The organism is Streptomyces broussonetiae, assembly GCF_009796285.1.
Taxonomy (GTDB): Bacteria; Actinomycetota; Actinomycetes; order Streptomycetales; family Streptomycetaceae; genus Streptomyces; species Streptomyces broussonetiae.
This window is the reverse complement of record NZ_CP047020.1, coordinates 7,064,302-7,083,966: the sequence shown is the minus strand read 5'-3', so window position 1 is coordinate 7,083,966 and position 19,665 is coordinate 7,064,302. Positions and strand designations below refer to the sequence as shown.

Sequence of the window (19,665 nt, the reverse complement as noted above, 5' to 3'; positions counted from 1 at the left end):
GGGGGCTCCAGAGGTGCGTCGAATGCGGGCGGGGTCAGGCGGACGGCATGGCGCCCAGGAGGATTCCGGCGGTCAGGACCACATAGGTGGCGAGGGTGACCGATCCGACGGACAGCAGGGTCGCGCCCTTGGGCTGGCGGACCAGTTGGTAGCCGATCAGGCCCGGCACGATGAAGCCGAGCGTCTGGTTGGCGTACAGCAGCGGGAACTCCATCTGGAGCACGACGATCACGGTGGCCTGGATGAGCACACCGCTGAGCACGACGGCCGCGAACAGCCGCTTGCCGTAGAGGATCACGAACTTCTGCATGAGCAGCGTGGCGAGGTACGTCAGCACGGTCACGCCGACGACCAGCGCGGCTCGCTGCAGGTCCTCGATGAGCGTGAGCGCGAGCCAGCCCGGAGTGATCATGCCGCCCGGCGACAGATTGGTCGTCAGGTAGCACATGAGCGAGAACATCAGCCCCAGGCCGATGCCGATGGCGGCGATCTCGGGGGTGAGGACGGAGGGGATCAACGCTGTGCTCCTGGGCTGTGCCACTGCTGGCTGTCGTCGGCGGGGGGCTGGGGGTGGGCAGGGCGGCGGGGCTCGAACATGCCGCGGGGCTGGGGCTGGAGCTGCGCCTGCGGCGGCGTCTGCGGCTGGGCCTGCGGATGTGGTTGCTGATGCGGTTGCTGATGCGGTTGTGCCCAGGTGCCGTACGCGTACGTCTCGCCGGCGTACGGCTGCGCGTAGCGGGCCTCGTACGCCTCCGGGTAGCCCTGGTACGGGTCGATGTGCGGGGCGTACATCGGTGGCTGGGCCGGCTCGGCGTACTCGGGCACGTCCGCTGTCGCCGCGGGTGCCGGCTCCTCGGCGCTCTCGTCCGGGGGCAGTTCGGCGAGGTGTTCCAGCAGGATCTCGCCCTGGCCGTGGATGTTGCCGATGGCGACCATCGAGGAGTCCGGGCCGAGCATGTCCAGCATCCTGGCCATGAACTCCTCGGGGTCGCGCTTGTCACCGCCGAGGTCCACGGCGCGCGAGCGGAACTCGGCGGGGATGGCGTCGATCGCGGACTTGGCCGGCTGGCCGATGACGAAGACGTGCTCGGGGTCGAGGTCGGGGATGATCTCGCCCATCTGGCCGTTGCGTTCGACGCGGTCGGGGCGGCAGTTGATGACCACGTTGAGCGGGCGGTGGATGGCGCCGAGGTCGAGCAGCTGGTTGATGTTCATCAGCGTCGACTCGGGGTCGTTGGCCGCGAAGACGTTGGCGAAGCGCAGCTTCCTGTCCCCGGGCGTCAGATACCGCTCGACGGAGAGGACACCGGGGTCCGGCGGGGCGTCGTACATGCCCTTGAGGGCCGTCTCGCGGTCCACTCCGAGGAGTTCGGCGACCGCGAGGGCGATGGCCACGTTCTCCTTGAAGGTGAACCAGCTGAAGCCGCGCAGCTCCTCGTCGCTCACCGTCTCGGGATCGGCGTAGACCAGCTTGCAGTTACGGGCGTCCGCCTCCTCCTGCAGGATGTGGAAGCGGTCCTTCTCGGCGGTGACGCAGATGCCGTCCTCGGGCATCGAGCGGCACAGCGAGCGCGCCACGTCGTCCAGGGTGGGGCCCATCTCGGCGAGGTGGTCCTCGCGGACGTTGCACAGCACGCCGATGGTGGAGCGGATCAGCTTGGACTGGTTGATCTCCTGCAGGGCCGGCATGACGGCCATGCACTCGATGACGAGCGCGTCCGGCTTGTAGGCGGCGGCGCGCCGCACGATGCCGATCTGCTCGACCACGTTGGCGATGCCGAACTTGCGGTAGACCGGTTCCTCGGTGGCGTCCGGGTGGATGAACCGGGCGGCGGTGCCGGTGGTCTTGGCGACGGTGACGAGGTCGCCGCCGCGCAGGGCGCCCGCGCACAGCCGGGTGATGGAGGACTTGCCGCGGATGCCGTTGACCAGGACACGGGTGGGGATGTGGTCCAGGTTGGCGAAGTGCCGGCGCTGCTCCACGACGCCCGCGACGAGCAGGATCGCGCAGCAGACGAGCAGCACGGTGTAGAGGAAGAGCACGGGTGATCAGTTCCTTGTGTACTGCTCGGGCGTGTACGGCTGAGGAGTGTGCCGCGGGGGCGGGGTGTGGCGGGGTTGCCGGGCGCGCTGGTCCTGGAGCTGCTGGCGGATGAGTTCCAGGGAGCGGGTGACGGCTCCGACCTCGTCGTGGTGCTGTGGGAAGAGCACGGTCCTGCGGTCTCCGCCGGCCAGTGCCTCGGCCCGCTCGGCCAGGGTGCGCAGCGGCCGGGCCACCACGATGTGCAGCCAGCCCAGGCAGGCGGCGGCCGCGGCGGCGCCGAGCAGACCGGCGAGGACGGTGCGGTTCTGGGAGTCGTACTCGGGGATGGCCAGGTGGTCGACCGGCTGCCAGCTGACCACGCTCCAGCCGAGCGACTCGGCCGATCCGCTGCCGGAGAACGGCGCGGCGGCGGCGATCCGGACCCCGTGCTCGCGGTAGAGCACGCCGGCCGGCCGCGGCTTCTTCCCGAGCCGCTGGGCGCTGGCCTCGACCAGGTCCTTGAGGTGCTCGTCGGGCAGCGGCCGGAAGGCGAGGAAGCCGGTGTTGCCGGCGATGATCCGGCTCCGGTCGTCCACGAGCCGCACCACTCCGAGCCCCGGCCGGGTCAGCAGGGCGTTGAGGAACTCGACACGGAACTCGCCGACCAGCTGGGCTCCGTCGCGGCCGGGGATCTCGGCGGCGGCGACAACCACCGGCTCCTTGCCGCCATGGCCCAGCAGCCGCAGGGGCTTGTCCGACACACGGTTCTTCTGGATCACCTTGGGGCTCTTGCCCTCACGGGCCTGGATCGCGCCGGAGGAGTCGACCACGTAGAGCGAGCGGTAGCGCCTGTTCTCGTTGTAGGTACGGGCCAGAACGCTCCGCATGGCCTCGGGTGCGGTCTTGTCGCCGATCAGGGAGGCGACCGACTGCAGGTCGGCGTCGCCCTCGTTGAGCGCGCGGCGTACCCGGTCGCTGAGCGTGTCGGTGCGTTCGCGCTGGTCGTTGACGAGCTGCCGGGGGACGACGGCGGTGCTGTCGGCCCGGTTGACCAGCAGCATCAGCGGGGCGGACCAGGCCAGCAGCAGCACCGCGCAGACCGCGAGGAGGGCGCGGGTGCCCACCCGGCGCGCACCGCTCGGGCGCCGGGCCGGACCGGTGGCGTCGGCGGGCTCGCCCAGCAGTTGGCGGCGCAGCCGTTCCAGGGCGCCGCCGATCCGGTGCGCCTCGCCGTAGCCGGGGACGGTGACGGGCCGGGTCAGATCGCCCCGGGTGAGCCGGCGGGACTCCAGGAACAGCCGGATCAGCGGGCGCTGCACGGTGCCGAGCAGCACGGCCACCGCCAGGGCGCCGACGACGAGCAGCGCGCCGCCCGCCAGCAGGCCGAACACCGGCGACTGGGCGCGGGCGGCGGACTCCTCGGTCACCTTGACCATGGCGACCACGGACAGGCCGAGCCCGGAGGCGGTGGTGTTCTCGCCGGGGTCGGGCGCGGCCGGCGTGGCGTATCCGGCGACGGACCGGTCGCTCAGCAGCATCCCGCCGAGCAGGCTGCCGCTGACGCCCTGGTAGCCGCCGCCGGTGCCGGGCTCCTTGCTGCTGCGGGGATCGCGCTGCGCCAGGCGGGCGGTCCGCTGGGCAAAGTCCTTGAGCTGTTTGCGGGAGGCGGTGATGTCCTGACGGTCGATGCTGTTGCTCGCCGACTCGGGCTCGGCGATGCCGTCGCTGCTGAGGATCGCGCCGGAGGAGTCGACCACGGCGATGGAGCGGAACTGGCCGAGGCTGATGCCGGGGAATTTCAGGTTCCTGGAGGCCACCAGCAGCAGCTGCGGCTTGTCCGGCCAGGTGAGCAGGCCGAAGGAGAGCAGCCGTGCCTCGCCGTTCTTCTGCCGGACCATGCGCGGGGCCAGCCCGTCCGCGCCGCTGAGGGAGGCGAGGTCCACGTCGGTCAGCGGCACCGTCTCGCCGCGGGCCGCGACCAGCTTGCCGGTGCGGACCTCGACCACGGCGGTGCCCATCCATTTCTGGTAGGTGCTGCCGAGCTTGTCGAGGACGGCGTCGCCGGAGACCGGCTGCCCGGCGCTGAACAGGGCGGCGGAGCGGGTGACGTCGGTGACGGACTCGTCGATGGAGGCGCGCAGCGCGACGGCGCCGTCCTCCGCGAAGTGCTGCTGGGAGGTAAGGACCGCCTTGGGCACCCCGGTGTCGTCGACGCGGCCCAGCACGAGTGCCGTGACGGCGGCGAGCGTCAGCAGGAGGGCCGAAAGGACCGCGATCGGCGGGCGGATGCCACCGATCAGCGACATATCGGCTCGTCGGCGGGCCCGGTGGTGGCGCGCCGGGGGCGATGACGCCAAAGGACGGTCCTCTCATGCATGCGAAGTCCGGGCGCCGAAGGTAAGAACGCGCCCGGAAACCTCAGACATGTAAGGGAGAGGTTAAGTTGCAGTAAGTCTGACGTGATCTGGGCAACATCGATCAACCGTCGGACCAGTGCGGACAGACGCAGCCCTGCCACAGGGGACAGATGCCGCCCTGGACACCTATTCGGGCAGGGAGGTGAGGGGTTTGAGGCCGTCCGCGGCCGCGCCCCGGTTCAGCAGGGTGCCCTCGGTACGCTCGAAGGCCAGGCGCAGCCGGGCCCGCTGGGCCTGCGTCAGACCGTGGTCGTCGCGCAGCGCCGCCGGCACGTCCAGCAGGCGGTAGTCCCGTACGTCGTCGTCGGTGTAGGCGGCGGTGCCGCCGTCGCGGACGTTCTCCGCGTCCGGCGGGATCGTCAGCAGCGTCGGCTCGTAGCGCGGCTGGACCTCCCACTGCCCCTTGCCGTGCTCGGTGAAGGTGAACCAGGCGATCACGCCCTCCTCGGTCAGCCCCGTCGGCACCTCGTGCCGGGCGATCTGGTTGCCGAGGCCGTACGCCACCCAGGTCCCGTCGACCTTTTCCATCGGCTCCACTACGTGCGCATGATGACCGATGACCAGGTTGATGCCGGTGTTGCGGGCGATCTGCCGGGCGAAGGAGAGCTGCGAGGACGACGGCTCCGGGTGGTGTTCGCGACCCCAGTGCAGGGACAGGATCACCACCTCGGCACCGGCCTTGCGGGCGCGCTGCTCGGCGGCCTTGATCCGGCCCAGGTCCTGCTGGTTGGCGAGCCACGGCTTGTCCTTGGGCAGCGGGTGCGGCTCGTTGAAGCCGTAGGCGAACGAGATCTGCGCAACCTTGACGCCCTTGACGTCCATGACCAGCGGGGTGAGCGCCTCCTGCCGGGTCCGGGCCGAGCCCGTGTGCTTCAGGCCGGCGGCGTCCAGCGTGTCCAGGGTGCGCTTCACGCCCTCGTACCCGTGGTCGAGGGTGTGGTTGGAGGCGGTGGAACAGGTGCCGTAGCCAATGTCCTTGATCGTCTTCGCCTGCTGCGGTGGCACCTGGAAGTCGGGGAAGCCCTCGAAGGGGCCGTTCGCCGGGCCCATCACCGGCTCGAAGTGACAGATCGCCAGGTCGGCCTTGCTGATCACCGGCTCGATGCCGGCCATCATCGGCCCGAAGTCCAGCCCGTTCACCCCCTTGCCGGTGCGCTTCGCGTCCTTGCGCGCCTGGTCGACCAGTTCGGGGTGCATCAGGATGTCACCGGCGGCCGCGACGGTGAAGGAACGCCCGCCGCCCCGGCCTGCGGCGTCGTCCGAGAGGAGACCACAGCCGGAGACGGCGGCGAGGAGGGGGAGCGGGGTCAGCAGGGACAGCAGGGTCCGGCTACGGCGTCTGTTCACCGGGATATCTTGATACAACCATGAGAGCCCCTCGCTCACGAGCCTTCACGATCGCAATCGGCTTGCTGGTCATGGCCGGTATCGCCGTCGGCCTGACCGCCCTGCTGCGTACGCCGGGCGACGCCCGGGACACGGCCGGCCGACCCTCCCCCAAGAGTGCCGCACAGGTCGACCTGGCGCGCGTGGTGGCGGACTACACAAGCCGTTTCGGCCCCGACCACGGCTACCGGCGGCCCGGCCGGGCCGACCGCGAGGACATCGCCGCGGCGATCGGCCTGCTGCTCGACGGCCGCCGCGAGCAAGCCCGACAACGGCTGGCAGAGCGGGATTTCACGGTGCGAACCGTCATCGACACACCCACCGGCCGCCGCTACGCCGAGGTGGCCGACCGCACCGACACCACCGTGACCCCACGCGGCTGGGGCCGGGTCTACCTCGATCTGGACCACCGCCCGAGCTGGTCCGTACAGGTCCCGCACCCCGTCTTCGACCGGGGCACCGAGCAGTTGGGGGTGCGGGTGCTGCGCGGCTCGCCCGGTGGCGTCCTCGTCATCGCGGGAGCACATCGCAAAGCAGGGATCGGCAATTCCGCGGACGTGGCGCACCGCCGGGACACCGTTTTTCACACCATCTGTGCCGAGCTGGCCCGCCGAGGGCTGCCCGGCATCCAGCTGCACGGCTTCGCCGCCGCCTCCGCCCCCGGCTACGACGCGGTCGCCTCCACCGGCGCCGGAACACAGGGACGCCCGGAGGGCAGCACCCTGGCCACCGCCCTCCGGTCCCACGGCTTCCGGGTGTGCCCGGCCTGGGCACGCTCATGCCCCCTGGAGGGCCGTACGAACATGCAGGGCCGGGCCGCCGACGCCGACGACGTGCCGTTCCTGCACATCGAGTTCTCCCCCACGGTCCGCTCCGGCGGCCCGCCCGCCGAGCGCGCGGTCGCCGCGATCGACGACATCACTCGGGGCTGGGTGCGGACACCGGCGAAGAGCTGAGACCGTTGTCGGTATGACGGACACCACCGGCGCGCCCGACGCGGCGGGTGCGCCCCTTCCGCTGCCGCTCCTCATCGTCGACGGCGCGAACGTCGTCGGATCCGTGCCCGACGGCTGGTGGCGCGACCGCCGCGCCGCTGCCGTACGCCTGCGCGACCGGCTGGTGCCGTACGCGCGATCCGGCGTGACCGGCCTGTCCGGGCCGGTGGAACTGGTCCTCGTCCTCGAAGGCGCGGCCCGGGGTCCGGCCTCCGTACCCGGTGTGCGCGTCGACGAGGCACCCGGCAGCGGCGACGACCGCATCGTGGAACTCGCCGCGGCAGCCGGCACCCGCCCCTGCCTGGTCGTGACGGCCGACCGCGAACTGCGCCGCAGGGTGTCCGAGCTGGGCGCCGAGGTCACCGGACCACGCACGGTGCTGGGCTGAGGCACCGCTGAGGCAACCGCACGCCGTCACCGGGACCGGCTCGGTGAGGCCTCGGTACATGGTGCTGCTGTCGGCCCCGGCTGCGGCCGCATCGCCGCCGGCCGCGGGCCCGGCCGGCGCGGTGACCGCACCGGCGGCCATCACCCTCCACGCACCGGCACCCGTGGCCCTCCGACCGCACCCGCCCCTCCCGCCGGCCCGACTTCGGCCCTGGCCGGCCGCGACGACAGTGCCGTGCTCAGCCTGGACCGAGCCTCGGCCCGGGTGCGGCCGCGCGGACCGGCAGGCGGCCTCCTGCCGGTCCCGGGCCTAGGGCGCGTTCCCTGCGGGCGGCTCCGGGGTCTCCCCGGCCCGGGCCTGCTCACGCAGCGCCAGCCGGCTGTGCGTGCGGCCGTAGAAGAAGTAGACGACGAACCCGATCACCATCCAGATGGCGAAGCGCAGCCAGGTCTCGGCGGGCAGGTTGAGCATCAGCCACAGCGAGGCGCACACGGACAGGACGGGGATGACCGGGACCCACGGGGTGCGGAAGGCGCGGGGCAGGTCCGGGCGGGTGCGGCGCAGGATGACCACGCTGATCGCGACGACGACGAACGCGAAGAGCGTGCCGATGTTCACCAGCTCGGCCAGCTCGCTCAGGCTGGTGAAACCGGCGACGATCGCGATGACCACGCCGAGCAGGACGGTCGGCCGGTGCGGGGTCCTGAAGCGCGGGTGGACGTGGGAGAAGAAGCGCGGCAGCAGGCCGTCGCGGCTCATCGCGAAGAAGACGCGGGTCTGGCCGAGCAGCAGGATCATGCAGACCGTCGTCAGGCCGACGGCCGCGCCGAAGCTGATCACGCCCGCGTACCAGGGGTGCCCGATGGCCTTGAAGGCGTCGGCGAGCGGGGCCTCCACGGACAGCTGGGAGTACTTCTGCATGCCGGTGACGACGACGGAGACGGCCACGTAGAGCACGGTGCAGATGAGCAGTGAGCCGAGGATGCCGCGCGGCATGTCCCGCTGCGGGTTGCGGGTCTCCTCGGCGGCCGTGGCCACGATGTCGAAGCCGATGAAGGCGAAGAACACCACCGAGGCGGCCGTGAAGATGCCGAGCACGCCGAAGTTGGCCGGTGCCCAGCCGAACATCAGCTGGATGAGCGGGGCTTTGAGATTGCCGCCGGCCGGTACCGGCTGGGCCGGCGGGATGAACGGTTTGTAGTTGGCGGCGTTGATGAAGAAGGCACCGGCGACGATCACGATGAGCACGACGATCACCTTGATCGCGACGACGAGCGAGGTGATCCGGGCGGACAGTTTCATGCCCAGGACGAGGATGCCGGTGAGCACCAGCACCAGGGCGGCGGCGAGGATGTCGAAGCCGAAGCCGGTCGCGTTGTCCCGGCCGGAGAGGTAGTCCGGCAGATGCCAGCCCGCGTTGTCCAGCAGCGAGCGGATGTAGCCGGACCAGCCGACCGCCACCACCGCCGTGCCGAGGGCGAACTCCAGGACGAGGTCCCAGCCGATGATCCAGGCGGGCAGCTCGCCCAGGGAGGCGTAACTGAACGTGTACGCCGAGCCCGCCACGGGGACCGTGGACGCGAACTCGGCGTAGCACAGAGCGGCGAGCCCGCAGACCACGCCGGCCACCACGAAGGCCAGGGACACCGCCGGGCCGGCGTTGTTCTTGGCGACCTGCCCGGTGAGGACGAAGATGCCGGTGCCGATGATGACCCCGACGCCGAAGACGGTCAGGTCGAGCGCGGAGAGGGACTTCTTGAGCGAGTGCTCCGGCTCCTCGGTGTCCTCGATGGACTGCTCGACGTTCTTCGTCCTGAACAGCGCGCTGCTCACGTGCCTACCTCCCACGCTTGTGGGTTTCCCGACAAGGCCGGGCACGGCCGGCCGACCGGGAGGGCCAGGACGCGTATGCCCCGGTACGGGCAGGTTCACGCACACGGGCCGGTTCCGCCACCGCAGGAAGTGGCGGAACCGGCCCGTGGGGGCGCGTTCCGGTCAGTCGCGGGCGGGCTCCACCGAGTCCACCTCTGCGGCCGTACGGTCGAAGCGGCCGTCCAGCTTGGAGACCAGCCCGGTGACCTGACGGGCGATGTCCGGGGCGGTCAGGCCGATCTCGGTGAGCACCTCGCCGCGGGAGGCGTGGTCGAGGAAGCGGGGCGGAATACCGAAGTCACGCAGCGGCACATCGACACCCGCGTCGCGCAGGGCCTGGGCGACGGCGGAGCCGACACCGCCGACCCGGCTGTTGTCCTCGACGGTGACGACGACCCGGTGCCGCTCGGCCAACGGGGCCATGGCCTCGTCGACGGGCTTGACCCAGCGCGGGTCGACCACGGTGGTGGAGATGCCCTGCTTGTCGAGCAGGGCCGCGATCTCCAGGCACATCGGGGCGAGCGCGCCCACCGAGACCAGCAGCACGTCCGGCTTGTCGGCGCCGGGCTCGCGCAGCACGTCCATGGCGCCGATCCGGCCCACGGCGGGTACGGCAGGCCCGACGGCACCCTTGGAGAAGCGGACCACGGTCGGCGCGTCGTCCACGGCGACGGCCTCCCTGAGCTGGGCGCGCACCTGCTCGGCGTCGCGCGGCGCGGCCAGCCTGAGGCCGGGCACCACCTGGAGGATCGACATGTCCCACATGCCGTTGTGGGAGGCACCGTCCGTTCCGGTGACGCCGGCCCGGTCCAGCACGAAGGTGACCCCGCACTTGTGCAGGGCCACGTCCATGAGGACCTGGTCGAAGGCGCGGTTGAGGAAGGTGGCGTACACGGCGAAGACGGGGTGCAGTCCGGCGTACGCCAGGCCCGCGGCGGAGACGGCGCCGTGCTGCTCGGCGATGCCGACGTCGTAGATCCGGTCCGGGAAGGTGTCGGCGAACTTCTTCAGGCCGACCGGCTGGAGCATGGCCGCCGTGATCGCCACGATGTCGTCGCGCTCCTTGCCCAGCTCGACCATCTCGTCACCGAAGACGGAGGTCCAGTCGGCGCCGGAGGCCTTGATCGGCAGGCCGGTGTCGGGGTGGATGGGTCCGATGCCGTGGAAGCGGTCGGCCTCGTCCTGCAGGGCGGGCTGGTAGCCGCGGCCCTTCTCGGTCAGGCAGTGCACGATCACCGGGCCGCCGAACCGTTTGGCCCGGGCCAGCGCCGACTCCAGCGCCTCGATGTCGTGGCCGTCGATCGGGCCGACGTACTTCAGGCCCAGGTCCTCGAACATGCCCTGCGGGGCGATGAAGTCCTTCAGCCCCTTCTTCGCGCCGTGCAGGGTCTCGTACAGCGGCCTGCCGACGACGGGGGTCCGCTCCAGCAGGTCCTTCCCGCGGGCGAGGAACCGCTCGTAGCCGTCCGTCGTGCGCAGCGTGGCCAGGTGGTTGGCGAGGCCGCCGATGGTGGGCGCGTACGACCGTTCGTTGTCGTTGACGACGATGACCAGCGGGCGGTCCTTGGCGTCGGCGATGTTGTTCAGCGCCTCCCAGGCCATACCGCCGGTGAGCGCACCGTCACCGATGACGGCCACGACATGGCTGTCGCGCCGCTTGAGCTGGTTGGCCTTGGCGATGCCGTCGGCCCAGCCGAGGACCGTGGAGGCGTGGCTGTTCTCGATGACGTCGTGCTCGGACTCGGCCTGCGCGGGGTAGCCCGACAGGCCGCCCTTCATCTTCAGCCTGGAGAAGTCCTGCCGGCCGGTGAGCAGCTTGTGCACGTACGACTGGTGGCCCGTGTCCCACAGGACCTTGTCCCTGGGGGAGTCGAAGACGCGGTGCAGGGCGATGGTGAGCTCGACCACGCCCAGGTTGGGGCCGAGGTGGCCGCCGGTCTTGGAGACCGCGTCGACGAGGAAGGTCCGGATCTCCTGTGCCAGCTGGTCCAGCTCCTCCAGGCTGAGCCGGTCCAGATCGCGCGGTCCCCTGATGCGGGTCAGCAGCGGCACCCGTGCCTCCTTGCAGTAGAGCTGATCGAGCTTTGCCGGGCTCGCCCGAGTCTAATGTTCTGACTTTGCACAACACGACAGCGCCCGGCACCTTTCAGGCACCGGGCAACTGTTCCTACTTCTTGCTATGCACGACCGGCCGTCTTCTGCGTCTTGCGGGTGATGGAGTCGATCACCACGGTGGTGAGCAGAACCGCGGCGGTGATCATGTACTTCACCGGCTCCGCGATGGACTCCAGCTGGAGCCCGTACTGGATCGAGACGATCACCAGCACACCGAGCAGCGCGTTCCAGGTACGACCCCGGCCGCCGAAGAGCGACGTACCACCGATGACGGCCGCCGCGATGGCGTTCATCAGCAGGTCACCGGTGCCGGCGCTCTGGTTCGCCGACGCGATCTTCGATGCCAGGAACAGACCGCCGATCGCCGCGAAACCGCCGGAGATGGCGAAGACGGAGATCCGCACCGCGGTGACGTTGATACCCGCACGGCGCGAAGCCTCCACGCTGCCGCCGAGCGCGAAGATCTTGCGGCCGTACGACGTGCGCCGCAGCACGAAGTCCGTGGCGACCAGGAAGAAGACGAAGATCACCGTGGCCAGCGGCAGACCCTTGTACTGGTTGTACATGTAGGCCGCGGCGAAGGAGATCACGGCCAGCAGCGCCGTGCGCAGGATCGTGTCGCTGAGCGGCCGGGCCGGCACGCCCGCGGCCTCCCGGCGCCGGTTGCTCAGGAAGGAGGTGAGGAAGAACACGCCGACCACGACGACGGCCAGTCCGTAGGCGGCGGCCACGTCCGAGAAGTAGTACGTGGTCAGCTTGCCGACCAGGCCGTTCGGGTCGAGGTTGATCGTGCCGTCGGCGCCGAGCACCTTCAGCATGAAGCCCAGCCAGAACAGCAGTCCGGCCAGGGTGACGGCGAAGGCGGGGGCTCCGAGGACCGCGAAGAAGAAGCCGTGCAGCGCGCCGATGGCGACACCGGCGGCCAACGCGATGAGCACGGCCGTCCACTCGGGCCAGCCCTGGTTGACCGCGAGGACACCGGCGAGGGCGCTGGCCGCGCCGCTGACCGAGCCGACGGACAGGTCGATCTCGCCGAGCAGCAGCACGAAGACGATGCCGACCGAGATCATGCCCGTGCCGACCATCGTGATCGTGATGTCGTTGATGTTCTGCGCGGACAGGAAGTTGGAGTTCAGGACCTGGAAGATGATGCAGATGATCGCGAGGCCCAGGATGACCGGGAGGGAACCCAGCTCACCGGCCTTCATCTTCCGCTTGAACTCGTGCCAGTAGCCGAGCAGGCCCTCTTGCTGCACCAGCAGGCGCGGGTCGACCGCGGTGACCGCTGCGGCCGCGGCCTCGGGGTTCTCCACGGCGGGCGCGTCCGGCGCCGGGGCCTTGTCGGCGCTCGCGGAGGTCTTGTCGATGCTCACTGGGAAACCTCCCCGGTCGTGCGCGCCGCACGGCGGGTCACGGCGTTGTCGGTGGCGCCGGTGATGGCGGAGATGATCTCCTCCTGCGAGGTCGTCTTGACCTCGAAGACGCCGTTGTTGCGGCCGAGGCGCAGAACGGCGACCTTGTCGGCCACCGCCTTCACGTCCGCCATGTTGTGGCTGATGAGAATGACGGCGAGGCCACGCTCACGCAGCCGCTCCACGAGGTCGAGGACCTGGGCGGTCTGCTCGACGCCGAGGGCGGCGGTGGGCTCGTCGAGGATCACCAGCTTGGGCTCGCCGAGCATGGAGCGGGCGATGGCCACGGTCTGGCGCTGACCGCCGGAGAGCGAGGCGATCGGGATGCGGACGCTGGGGATGCGGATCGACAGCGTGGTGAGCAGCTCGCGGGAGCGGCGCTCCATCTCGACCTCGTCCAGGACGCCCCACTTCTTCAGCTCACGGCCGAGGAACAGGTTGCCGACGACGTCGATGTTGTCGCACAGCGCAAGGTCCTGGTAGACCGTCGCGATGCCCAGGGCCTGGGCGTCGTGCGGCCTGCTGATGGTGACGGCGTTGCCGTCCCACTCGATGGCACCCTCGTCGATCGGGTGGACGCCGGCGATCGTCTTGACCAGCGTGGACTTTCCGGCGCCGTTGTCGCCCACCAGGGCGACCACCTCACCGGCGTGGACCTCAAGCTCTACGTCGGTGAGCGCCTGAACGGCACCGAACCGCTTGGAGACCCCGCGCAACGCCAGCACGGGCGTAGCGGACACGTGAACCATCTCCTTCGCCGCCTGACCCGGCGGGAGGTTGTGCAGAAATCTGGGTGGGTGGGTCGGGAGCAACCCTGGGGGGAATTCCGTCCGGCGCCCCGCGCCGAGCTTGCGGGGCTGTGTGATCGCGGGACGCCGGAGGAGCCTTGGCGGCGTTCAGTCGGCTTCCCTAAGGGCATTCAAGGACGAACACCCGTGTGCGGGAAGGGACTTGACGTCGCTTACTTGAGGCCGAGCTTGTCGCAGGCCGCCTTGTAGTCGGCGGTGCAGATGTCGGCGACGGTGTAGTAGCCCTGCTTGATGACCGTGTCCTTGATGTTGTCCTGGGTCAGCGAGACGACCGGGACGAGGACCGAGGGGACGTCCTTCTGGGAGGTGCTGGAGACCTTGTCCTTGGCGATGGAGTCCAGCGGCTTGCCCTGGGCGAGCGCGACGGCCATCTCCGCGGCGACGTTCGCCTCCTGCGGGTACGACTTGAAGACGCTCATGTACTGCGAACCGGCGACGATGCGCTGCACACCGGCCAGCTCGGCGTCCTGGCCGGTGACCGGGACCTTGACGCCGGCGGCGCTGAGGGCGGTGATGATACCGCCGGCCATGCCGTCGTTGGCGGAGTAGACACCCGCGATGTTGTTCTTGCCGACCGCGGAGATCGCCGCCTCCATCTCGGAGTTGGCGTTGTCCGGCGACCACTCCTTGGTGTCGTACTCCTTGGCGATCGTGACCTTGCCGTCGAGGACCTCGTGGGCACCCTTCTTGAACTGGGCGGCGTTCGGGTCGGTGACGGAGCCGTTGACCATGACGATCTTGGAGGACTTGGTGGCCTTGCTGCCCAGCGCCTTCAGCAGGGCCTGGCCCTGCGTCTTGCCGACCTCTTCGTTGTCGAAGGAGGTGTAGGCGCTGATCGGGCCCTCGGCGAGACGGTCGTAGGCGACGACCTTGATGCCCGCGTCCACGGCCTTCTGCACGGAGTTCTGGATGGCCTTGGCGTCCACCGCGTCCACGATCAGGACGTCCACCTTGTTGGTGATCATGGTGTCGACCTGCTGGGCCTGCAGGTTCGCGTCCTGGCGGGCGTTGTTGTAGTCGATGGTCGCCTTGCCGTTCGTCAGCTCCTTGATCTTCTTCTCGATCAGCGGCCGGTCGAACTTCTCGTAACGCGCGGTCTTGTTCTCCGGAAGGAGCAGTCCGACCTTGATGTTGTCGCCCTTCTTGGCGGACGACGAGGAGGAAGAGCCCCCGCCCTTCGACTCCTTGGCGCTGCCACACGCGGCCAGCGAGACAGCCATCGCACCGGCGGCAACGACAAAGGCGGCACGACGCATACGTGCGTTCACTTCAGAAACCTCCCTGACGAGGCCGCGTCGTTGCGGCCGAGGTGGCTGGAAGTCAACTCGGCCGTTGGTTCGACGTCAAGAAGTAAATCCTTAACGAGATGGCAACGGTGCCATCCGTTATCTAAGTGAAGACAGGGGTGGCCGCGGGAACGGACCCGTCCAAAAGGGTTGAATCGCCCATCTCGCTGAGCGCGAGGGCGAGCGCCCCGAGCACCTCCGCACGGCCGCCAAGTGCCCCTGGAAGCACGGACAGTTGGCGTGCCGCGCTGGGGATGGCATAGCGCCCCACGGACTCCCTGATCGGCCCGAGCACCAGCTCACCGGCCTCGGCGAGATCACCGCCGAGGACCACCCGGCTGGGATTGAGCAGATTGCAGAGATTGGCCACGCCGCTGCCGATGTGGCGGCCGACGTCGGCGATCACCCGACGGCAACCCGGGTCACCCTCCCTGGCCAGCCGTACGACACCCTCGAGCGTGAGGTCGGCGCCGTGGCTGGGCTGGAGCAGCGGCAGCACGTACCGCGCGGCCGCGAAGGTCTCCAGGCAGCCGCGGTTGCCGCAGCGGCAGACCGGGCCGGACTCGTCGAGGGTGATGTGCCCGATTTCACCCGCTGTGCCGCCCGGGCCGCGGTAGATCTTCCCGTCGATCACCAGACCGGCGCCGACACCGCTCGCGACCTTGATGTAGGCGAGGTCGCGCACGCCCTTTCCGCTGCCCCAGACCAGCTCACCGAGGGCACCGAGGTTGGCGTCGTTGTCCACGTGCACGGGCACGCCGAGCCGCTCGCGCAGCTCCTCGGCGGGTTTGGTGCCGCCCCAGCCCGGCAGGATCGAGGTCGATCCCAGCGTCCCCGACTCGACGTCGATCGGGCCCGGCACGCCGAGCCCCACGCCCGCCACCTTGGAGCGGTTCACCCCGGTGGCCGCGATCAGGCGGCTGACCAGCTGCTCGGCCCGGTCGAAGCCCTGCGCGGCGGAGGCGTCGACGTCCAGCGGCTCGGACTCCTCGGCCAGCACCTGATGGGCGAGGTTCCCGATCGCGACGCGCATGTGGGTGTGCCCGAAGTCGACGCCGATCACGATGCCGGCGTCCCCGCTCAAGCTGACGCTGCGGGCCCGCCTGCCGCCCGCCGACGTGGGCGTGACCTCGACGGTTCCGCCGTCCTTCAGCTCCCGCACGATGTTGGAGACGGTCGCGGCGGACAGACCGGTCGTCCGCGCGATCTCCGCCTGCGTGAGGGACCCGGCCAGGCGCACGGCCCGTACGACCCGCTCCAGGTTGGCTCGGTGCAGCGACGACTGCGACCCTGGAGTCTCCACGACGACCTCCTGAGCGCGGGGCCGCTTCGGCGAGGCCCCGCGTATGTCCAACTAGTGAACTCTAAGCTGAGCCGTTCGGGGCGACTTACGTCAAGAGGTTGAACCGTATCGGGGTTCTCCACACAGCGGCGCACGCCGCCCCCGGAAGCCGGAAGCGGCGTGCGCACGGACGGTCACGGGGTGTCACCCCGACAGGTCGGAGTACTACTTCAGCGCCCCCGCCGTCAGGCCCTGGACGACCTGGCGCTGGAAGACGATGTACGCCCCGAGCACCGGCAGCATCGCCATCACCAGACCCGCGAAGAGGCCGGACCAGTCGCCCTTGTAGCCCTGGCTGACCGCCAGCTGGACCAGGCCCTGGGTGAGGACCTTCTTGTCGGGGTCGGTGTTGAGGACCGTGGGCAGCATGTACTGGTTCCACTGGCCCAGGAAGTTGAAGATGCCGACGCTGATCAGGCCCGGCTTGGCCATGGGCAGCATGATCTGGAAGAACGTGCGCGTGTGCGAAGCGCCGTCCACGAAGGCCGCCTCCGCCACCGAGGTGGGCAGGGTGCGGAAGAAAGCGGTCAGGAAGAAGACCGTGAACGGAAGCGAATACGCGATGTAGACCAGGATCAGGCCGTGGATCGTGTTCAGCAGCCCCATGTTGTTCACGACGTAGAACAGCGGGACCAGCGCGAGCATGATCGGGAAGCTCATGCCGCCGACGAACAGGTAGTAGATGAAGCGGTTGCCCGGGAAGTCGAAGCGGGCGAGGACATAGGCCGCCATGGAGCCGAGGACCAGGGTGCCGATGAGCGAGCCGCCGACCACCAGGACGGTGTTGAGGAAGTAGTCGCTCATGTTGGCCTGGGTCCAGGCCCGCGACCAGTTGTCGAAGTGCAGGTGGTCCGGGAGCGACCAGGGCGAGGAGAAGATGGAGCTGTCGGACTTGAAGGACGTCATCACCGCCCACAGCAGCGGCGTGACCACCATGATCGCCCAGATGATCAGCACGCCGTGCGAGAAGACGTTGAGGACACCGCCCTCCCTCTTCTTTCCGGCGGGCCCCGGGACCGGTACGTCGATCTTGGAGACGGTCGCGCCGGACTCGGCCGGCAGCGGTGCGGGGGTCTCGGTCGTCTTCATCTGTCAGAACTCCAGCCGCTCGCGACGGCCCAGCCGCATCACGATCGCCGCGAAGGCGAGCGTGACGACGAGCAGGGCGACACCGATCGTGGTGGCGTAGGCGGCCTGACCGTCCCGGAACGCCTTCTGGTACACGTACAGGACCAGCACTGTGGTCGAGTAGTCGGGCCCGCCCGGTCCGGTCGTCATGATCTGTACGACCGCGAACGACTCGGCGCCGAGCGCGAGGATGCCCATGTAGACCCAGCCGGACTGCACGGTGTCCCACAGCAGCGGCAGGGTGATCCGGAAGAAGGTGGCGGCCCGGCCGGCACCGTCGAGCAGCGCCGACTCGTACAGCTCGGTGGGGATGGAGGCCATGCCCGCCGAGAACAGGACCACGAAGAAGCCGACCGTGGACCAGACGAGCACGGCCATCACGCACCACAGCGCCAGGCTCGGATCGCCCAGCCACAGCGGCTGGACGCTGCCGAGGCCGATGCCCCGCAGGATCGAGTTGATCGCGCCGCTGTCCGGGTTGTACGCGAAGGCGAACAGCAGCGCGACGATCGCGATGGACAGCACCTGCGGGAAGAAATAGACGATCTTGTAGAAGGACGAGCCCCGCACACCCGAGATCGCGGGGCCGCCCCTCCTCCGGCGTCCACCCACATTGATCATGAAGGCGAAGAACAGCGCCAGACTGATCGTCACCAGTGGCAGCACCAGGGCGAACAGCAGACTGTGCTCCAGCGACTTCCAGAAGATGTCGTCGTGGATCATCCTCGTGTAGTTGTCGAAGCCGACCATCTTGAATTCGGGGCTCAGGCCGGTCCAGTCCGTGAACGAGTAGTAAATGGACTGGATGAACGGCCATACCACGAAGAGCGCGTACAGTCCCAGGGGCAATGCCAGAAACCCCACAATGAACCGGTACTTGCCGTGCTGCATCGCCACTCCGGTGTGGTCAGGGGTGCTGTCTACTGGTGCTTGTAGTGCTTGATGGTGGTGTCCTTGGCCGCTTCGTCGGCGAATCCCTGGATCTTCTTGACGGCTTCGGCCGGGGTGAGCCGGCCGGCCATCATCTCGCCGAGACCGGCCACGCCGATCTTCTCCTTCTGCAGCTGCACATACCAGTCCTGAAGCCGCGGGTTCACCACGTTGGACCCGGCCAGCTGCAGCGCCGCCACACCCGACTTCAGCCCCGGCGTGAGCGTGATGCCGGTGGTGCCGCCGTTGTAGGCGGTCAGCGACTTCACCTTGGCCGTGAAGTTCTTCGACGACGCCTCGGAGAGCATGATGCGCAGCTGCTCCATGCCGCCCTCGGGGTTGGCCGCCTTGGCCGGCACGATGAAGGGCTCGCCGCCGGAGGCCCAGATGGTGCCGAAGGGCAGCTTGTCGGAAGCGTCGATGCCGGACGGCGCGGACACGGCGAGATTGAAGTCCTTGGGGATGACGTTGGCCGACTCGTTCTCCACCCAGGAGCCGTTCGGGATGAACAGCGCCTCGCCCTTGGCCCAGGCGGTCTGGGACTGGATGTGGTCCAGGCCCGGGGTGCCCTTGAGGACGTAGCCCTTCTTGTACAGCTCGTAGTACGCCTCGAAACAGGCCTTGACGGCCGGGTGCTTCCAGGCGTTCGGCTCCAGGTTGTCGATGGCGTCGAGCACCTCACGGCCACCGACCTTGCCGATCATCGGGTAGAGCGAGAAGGGGAGGTAGTACGGGTACTTGCCCGCGTACGTCCAGCCCGCCATGCCCTTCTTCTTGGCCTTCTCGCAGACCGCGAGCATCTCGTCCCACGTCTTGGGGTATTCGGCGTCGAGCGAGTCCAGGGCCTTTTGCGAGTACCAGACGCCGTACACCGTGTAGGCGTAGTACATGATCCATACCGGGTTGCCGTCGAACTGGCCCATCTCCACGATGCCGGGGCGCAGGGTGTCGCGGACCTTCTTGCCGGGGTCGTCGTACGACGGCGCGTCCAGCAGCGGAGTGAGGTCGGTCAACTGGTTCTTGCCGACGAGCACGCCCATGTCCATCTGCTCGGCACCGGAGTTGTCGATGAGGTCCGGCGGGTTGCCCTGGTTGAAGCGGGGCTGCAGGGTGGACTGGATCTTCTGGGTGGCGGAGAACTTCACCGTGGCCTTGGGGAAGTCCTTCTGATAGATCTTCACCGCGTCCTGGGCGTACTCCTGGCCGAAACCGCCGTCGAAGAGGACGAATTCCATCTTGGCGGTGTCGTTGACGCCGAGCGGGTTCTTGGCGGTCTTCTTCCCCGCCTTGTCCTTCTTCTGGCCGCCTCCGCCACTGCTCGCACAGGCGGACAGCAGGCCCATGCCCGGGGCCGCGACCAGGCCGAGCGCGGCGGACCGCTTGATCAGATCACGACGGCCGACGCCTTCGGCACTGTTGTTCGAGGTGGATCCCATGCTCAAGTCCTCGCCTTCTCCAGGACTCAGGCGGTGAACCGGATCCTCCCCGGCACCGCTGTCGGGTCAAGCTGGGTGGTGCAGGGTTGTGCTGGAAGTGCCGACAGGTATAGTCCACTTTCGGCT

15 protein-coding genes are annotated in these 19,665 nt (G+C 69.2%); 2 read left to right on the top strand and 13 right to left on the bottom strand.

Annotated elements, in window-relative coordinates; translation table 11 throughout:
* Positions 1-34: 34 nt before the first annotated feature.
* The 4 genes from GQF42_RS32585 to GQF42_RS32570 form a co-directional block, all read right to left on the bottom strand.
* Positions 35-517: a poly-gamma-glutamate biosynthesis protein PgsC/CapC gene (locus tag GQF42_RS32585; RefSeq protein WP_158925886.1), complete on the bottom strand. Its 483-nt coding sequence runs from the start codon at positions 515-517 to the stop codon at positions 35-37.
* Positions 514-2,043, bottom strand: a complete 1,530-nt coding sequence (gene pgsB, locus GQF42_RS32580) for a poly-gamma-glutamate synthase PgsB (protein WP_158925884.1) — start codon at positions 2,041-2,043, stop codon at positions 514-516. The genes GQF42_RS32585 and pgsB overlap by 4 nt, the downstream gene beginning before the upstream one ends.
* A gap of 6 nt (positions 2,044-2,049) precedes the next feature.
* Positions 2,050-4,329, bottom strand: coding sequence for a HAMP domain-containing protein (locus GQF42_RS32575; protein WP_158925882.1), 2,280 nt, complete (start codon positions 4,327-4,329; stop codon positions 2,050-2,052).
* 237 nt (positions 4,330-4,566) lie between these two features.
* Positions 4,567-5,787, bottom strand: coding sequence for a CapA family protein (locus GQF42_RS32570; RefSeq protein ID WP_233273524.1), 1,221 nt, complete (start codon positions 5,785-5,787; stop codon positions 4,567-4,569).
* A 20-nt stretch (positions 5,788-5,807) separates the two neighbouring features.
* Here GQF42_RS32570 and GQF42_RS32565 point away from each other — a divergent pair, with 20 nt between their 5' ends.
* Both GQF42_RS32565 and GQF42_RS32560 read left to right on the top strand, forming a co-directional pair.
* Positions 5,808-6,782, top strand: a complete 975-nt coding sequence (locus GQF42_RS32565) for a hypothetical protein (protein WP_158925880.1) — start codon at positions 5,808-5,810, stop codon at positions 6,780-6,782.
* 13 nt (positions 6,783-6,795) lie between these two features.
* Entirely contained in the window at positions 6,796-7,209 is a 414-nt protein-coding gene (locus GQF42_RS32560; RefSeq protein ID WP_158925878.1) for a PIN domain-containing protein, read from the top strand.
* Positions 7,210-7,518: 309 nt separating this feature from the next.
* On the opposite strand, the gene GQF42_RS32555 is transcribed toward GQF42_RS32560, so the two are convergent.
* The 9 genes from GQF42_RS32555 to ngcE form a co-directional block, all read right to left on the bottom strand.
* Positions 7,519-9,042 carry an amino acid permease gene (locus tag GQF42_RS32555; RefSeq protein WP_158925875.1) on the bottom strand — a complete coding sequence of 508 codons (1,524 nt, stop codon included), beginning with the start codon at positions 9,040-9,042 and terminating at the stop codon, positions 7,519-7,521.
* 162 nt (positions 9,043-9,204) lie between these two features.
* Positions 9,205-11,133, bottom strand: a complete 1,929-nt coding sequence (gene dxs / locus GQF42_RS32550; protein ID WP_158925873.1) for a 1-deoxy-D-xylulose-5-phosphate synthase — start codon at positions 11,131-11,133, stop codon at positions 9,205-9,207.
* A gap of 125 nt (positions 11,134-11,258) precedes the next feature.
* Positions 11,259-12,569 (bottom strand): sugar ABC transporter permease, encoded by a 1,311-nt coding sequence (locus GQF42_RS32545; RefSeq protein WP_158925871.1) that lies wholly within the window; start codon positions 12,567-12,569, stop codon positions 11,259-11,261.
* Complete coding sequence (locus tag GQF42_RS32540) at positions 12,566-13,357, bottom strand: ATP-binding cassette domain-containing protein (RefSeq protein WP_199272878.1); 792 nt, start codon at positions 13,355-13,357, stop codon at positions 12,566-12,568. Before GQF42_RS32540 ends, GQF42_RS32545 begins: the two co-directional genes overlap by 4 nt.
* Before the next feature lie 212 nt (positions 13,358-13,569).
* Positions 13,570-14,673, bottom strand: a complete 1,104-nt coding sequence (locus GQF42_RS32535; protein WP_199273118.1) for a substrate-binding domain-containing protein — start codon at positions 14,671-14,673, stop codon at positions 13,570-13,572.
* Positions 14,674-14,806: 133 nt separating this feature from the next.
* Positions 14,807-16,006 carry an ROK family transcriptional regulator gene (locus GQF42_RS32530; RefSeq protein WP_158925865.1) on the bottom strand — a complete coding sequence of 400 codons (1,200 nt, stop codon included), beginning with the start codon at positions 16,004-16,006 and terminating at the stop codon, positions 14,807-14,809.
* Between the two features lie 204 nt (positions 16,007-16,210).
* Positions 16,211-17,134 (bottom strand): carbohydrate ABC transporter permease, encoded by a 924-nt coding sequence (locus tag GQF42_RS32525; RefSeq protein WP_158925863.1) that lies wholly within the window; start codon positions 17,132-17,134, stop codon positions 16,211-16,213.
* A gap of 3 nt (positions 17,135-17,137) precedes the next feature.
* Entirely contained in the window at positions 17,138-18,064 is a 927-nt protein-coding gene (locus GQF42_RS32520) for a carbohydrate ABC transporter permease (RefSeq protein WP_158925861.1), read from the bottom strand.
* Between the two features lie 29 nt (positions 18,065-18,093).
* A complete protein-coding gene (ngcE, locus tag GQF42_RS32515) occupies positions 18,094-19,539 on the bottom strand; it encodes an N-acetylglucosamine/diacetylchitobiose ABC transporter substrate-binding protein (protein WP_158925860.1) in 1,446 nt (481 codons plus the stop codon).
* Positions 19,540-19,665: the final 126 nt, after the last annotated feature.